The organism is uncultured Aureimonas sp. (assembly GCF_913775355.1).
Lineage (GTDB): Bacteria > Pseudomonadota > Alphaproteobacteria > Rhizobiales > Rhizobiaceae > Aureimonas.
Genome location: NZ_CAJYIU010000070.1, coordinates 1 through 3168, shown reverse-complemented (window position 1 = coordinate 3168; position 3168 = coordinate 1). Strand labels below are relative to the sequence as shown.

General features: G+C 70.0%; 4 protein-coding genes. 2 read left to right on the top strand and 2 right to left on the bottom strand.

All coding sequences use genetic code 11. The features are described 5' to 3' along the window. Window positions 1-658, bottom strand: a 658-nt coding sequence (locus tag QZ753_RS05285) for an AAA family ATPase (RefSeq protein WP_294641641.1), incomplete at its 3' end; no start/stop codon positions are given. A gap of 313 nt (window positions 659-971) precedes the next feature. Here QZ753_RS05285 and QZ753_RS05280 point away from each other — a divergent pair. Together QZ753_RS05280 and QZ753_RS05275 are read left to right on the top strand one after the other, a co-directional pair. Further along, entirely contained in the window at window positions 972-1694 is a 723-nt protein-coding gene (locus QZ753_RS05280) for a LuxR family transcriptional regulator (protein WP_294641640.1), read from the top strand. Then, window positions 1691-2311: an alpha-ketoglutarate-dependent dioxygenase AlkB gene (locus QZ753_RS05275; RefSeq protein ID WP_294641639.1), complete on the top strand. Its 621-nt coding sequence runs from the start codon at window positions 1691-1693 to the stop codon at window positions 2309-2311. Before QZ753_RS05280 ends, QZ753_RS05275 begins: the two co-directional genes overlap by 4 nt. An 18-nt stretch (window positions 2312-2329) precedes the next feature. Here the strand turns inward: QZ753_RS05275 and QZ753_RS05270 are convergent. Next, window positions 2330-3168, bottom strand: an 839-nt coding sequence (locus QZ753_RS05270; protein ID WP_294641638.1) for a glucan biosynthesis protein, incomplete at its 5' end; no start/stop codon positions are given.

The following is a 3168-nucleotide window of genomic DNA, read 5'->3' as shown; positions in this document are numbered from 1 at the left end:
CGTTGATGAGGAGCGCGTAACTGTCCTTCACCGTGGTGCGGCGCGTCTTGGTGCGCCCGCCCATCGCCTTGCCGAACATCTCCGACAGGTTGAGGACGCCGATATTGCCGCCGGGCATGCCGGGGATATCCATGCCGCCCATCGGATTGGAGGTGTCGGCCACCTCGACGTCGATCTCCTTGTCGTCGAGCTCGCCGGCACGCAGGCGCTTGCGGAAGCTATCGCGCGTCGCCGGCGAGGCGGTCTTGCCGACGAGGGCGTCGAGCACCCGGTCCTCGGCGCCGGCATGGGCCTTGGCGCGGACCTCCTCGCGCTTCTTGTCGCGCGTCAGGCCGATGCCGATCTCCACGAGGTCGCGGATGATCTGCTCGACGTCGCGCCCGACATAGCCGACCTCGGTGAACTTCGTCGCCTCGACCTTGATGAAGGGGGCGCCCGCGAGCTTGGCGAGGCGGCGCGAGATCTCGGTCTTGCCGACGCCGGTCGGCCCGATCATCAGGATGTTCTTAGGGGATACCTCCTCGCGGAGCGACCCGTCGAGCTGCTGGCGGCGCCAGCGGTTGCGCAAGGCCACGGCCACGGCGCGCTTGGCGTCCTTCTGGCCGATGATGTGGCGGTCCAGTTCGGACACGATCTCGCGAGGGGAAAAGTCGGTCATGGACGGAAAGAGTCTCGGATCGGTTGCGGTCCCCGGCCGGATGCCGGGGGCTTGGCGCCCACCCGACATGGGAATGCGGCGCGCCGCGCGCCAGAGGGGCGGCTTCCGGTTGCAGGCGGGGCTCGCGAAAAACAACCGGAGGCAGGGTCGTTTCAGCAGCGCTTCGCGGTAGGATAGACTACGCAGGTTCGCTCAAGCCCCCCGCGAATCGCCATCCTGACCCGGCCGAACGCGCCCCGTCCTTGGAAAGGATCGCCATGACAGGATCTCGGATCCGCGTCCGCCCGGCCCCCGCCTCGTCCCGTCCCGCCGCATGAGGCGCCCGGAGGCCAGCCTCGTCGGCCGCCTGGAGCGGCCGTGGACCGAACAGGCGTTGAAGACGGCGGTCGGCGAGATCGTCGGCGCCATCGGCTTCGACCGCTTCGCCCTGATGACGATCCCCTCGACCGACGAGGCCGGCGCCGAGATGCGGCCGATCCTGTCGAACTGGGAGGACGAGTTCCGCATCGGCTTCGAGCGCCACGGCCTCCACCGCTTCTCGCCGGTGGTGCGGGCGCTCGTCGGCGGCTCGCTGCCCTTCGTCTGGGATGCCGAGTTCGTCTACGGCTTCGACCCCGACGATCCCGACGGTTCGCCGCCGCAGGGCCGGTTCCTCGCCGCGCACGGATGCCTGTCGGGCGCCTACTGCCCGGTGCACGGCGTCTCCGGCTTCACCGGGGTGCTCGCCGTATCGGGACGAGGGCCGGCGATCGCGGAGGCCGAGGCCGACGGTCTGCAGCTTCTGGCCTTTGCCGCCTTCGGGGTGCTGGCCGCCTGCCGCTACGAGGAGAACCGCCGCAACAACCCGCTGACGGGGCGCGAGCGCGACTGCCTGAAGCTCGCCATGCTCGGCAAGACCTCGTCCGAGATCGGCACGATCCTGAAGCTCTCCGAGCACACGATCTCGCAGTACCTGACCTCGGCGACGCGCAAGCTCGACGCGTCCAACCGCACCCACGCCGTGGCGCTCGCCGCCCAGCTCGGCTACCTCTCGTGAGCGCGCCGGGCGCCCTGCCGCCCGGCCTCGAGCATCATCCGGGACGCCTCGACGGATCGGCGCAGGCCGCGCTTCTGGCCGCGGTACGGGCGGTTGCCACGGCCGCGCCCCTCTATCGCCCGGCGATGCCCGGCACCGGCCCCCCCTTTTCGGTGCGGATGACGAATTGCGGGGTCCTCGGCTGGGTGTCGGACCGGACGGGCTACCGCTACCAGCCGCTGCATCCCGAGACCGGCCGGCCCTGGCCGGCGATCCCACCGCTGCTTCTCGACCTCTGGCACGAGCTCGGCGGCTACCCTCATCCGCCCGAAGCCTGCCTCGTCAACTTCTACGATCCCGGCGCACGCCTCGGCCTGCATCAGGACAAGGACGAGGACGATCTCGCGGCGCCGGTCGTGTCGGTCTCGCTCGGCGACGACGGTCTCTTCCGCTTCGGCGGACCGACCCGCGGCGGGCCCACACGCTCGTTGCGGCTGCGGTCGGGCGACGTGCTGGTCATGGGGGGACCGAGCCGCCTCCTCTATCACGGCGTCGACCGGATCGATCCCGGCACCTCGACGCTCTTGAAAGGCGAGGGCCGCATCAACCTCACCCTCAGGCGGGTGACGCGGCCCTGAGCATCGTTGGAGACGGTGTCAGGCGCCCATCGAGGCCGGCAGGAACTGGTAGGCCCAGGTCTCCGTCAGCACCTTGTCGCCCTGGCGCATGTAGAGGCGCAACTCCACCGGATCGTTGCCCTCGGCCGTCAGGTCGAAGGTGACGCGCCAAGCGGTGCCGACCTTGACCGAGTAGCAGTCGACCTTGCCGACCGTGCCGCGCGAGGCGGTGGCGATCGCCTCGACGCCCTTGGCCTCGCGGTCGAGCGCGGCGACGAGCCCGCCGTCGAAGTCCACCACGATCTTGGTGACGCCCGCCGGCCGCGGCTGGCCGGCGATGCCGCCACGCCCGAGGCGCGTCGCCACGACCTTGCCGACGTCGCCAGGGAAGGGCTCGCGGTTCGACCAGTGCAGGACGTAGTCGAGCGCGATCGCGTCGCCTTTGCGCACGGGCTTGGCGGACAGCCAGTAGGCGGCGATGTTGTCGTGGATCTCGTCGTCGGTCGGGATCTCGACGAGCTGCACCATGCCGGGGCCCCAGTCGCCCTTCGGCTCGACCCAGACGCAGGCCCGCTTCTCGTAGAAGACGCCGTCATCCTCGTAGTTGGCGAAATCCCGGTCGCGCTGGAGGAGGCCGAAGCCGCGAGGTCCCTGGTCGGAGAAGCTCGAGGTCATCACGCGCGGCGGGTTGTTGAGCGGGCGCCAGATGCGCTCGCCCATGCCCGTCCACATCGCAAGGCCGTCCGAATCATGGACTTCCGGCCGCCAGTCGATGCGGCGCTGCTTGTCGGTCTCGGAATACCAGTACATCGAGGTGAGGGCGGCGATGCCGAAGCGCTCGATGTCGTCGCGCGCGAAGTAGCGCGACTGGATGTCCA

Coding starts and splice junctions, on each gene's coding strand:
- QZ753_RS05280 (WP_294641640.1), top strand. CDS start 972: ATGAGGCGCCCGGAGGCCAGCCTCGTCGGCCGCCTGGAGCGGCCGTGG.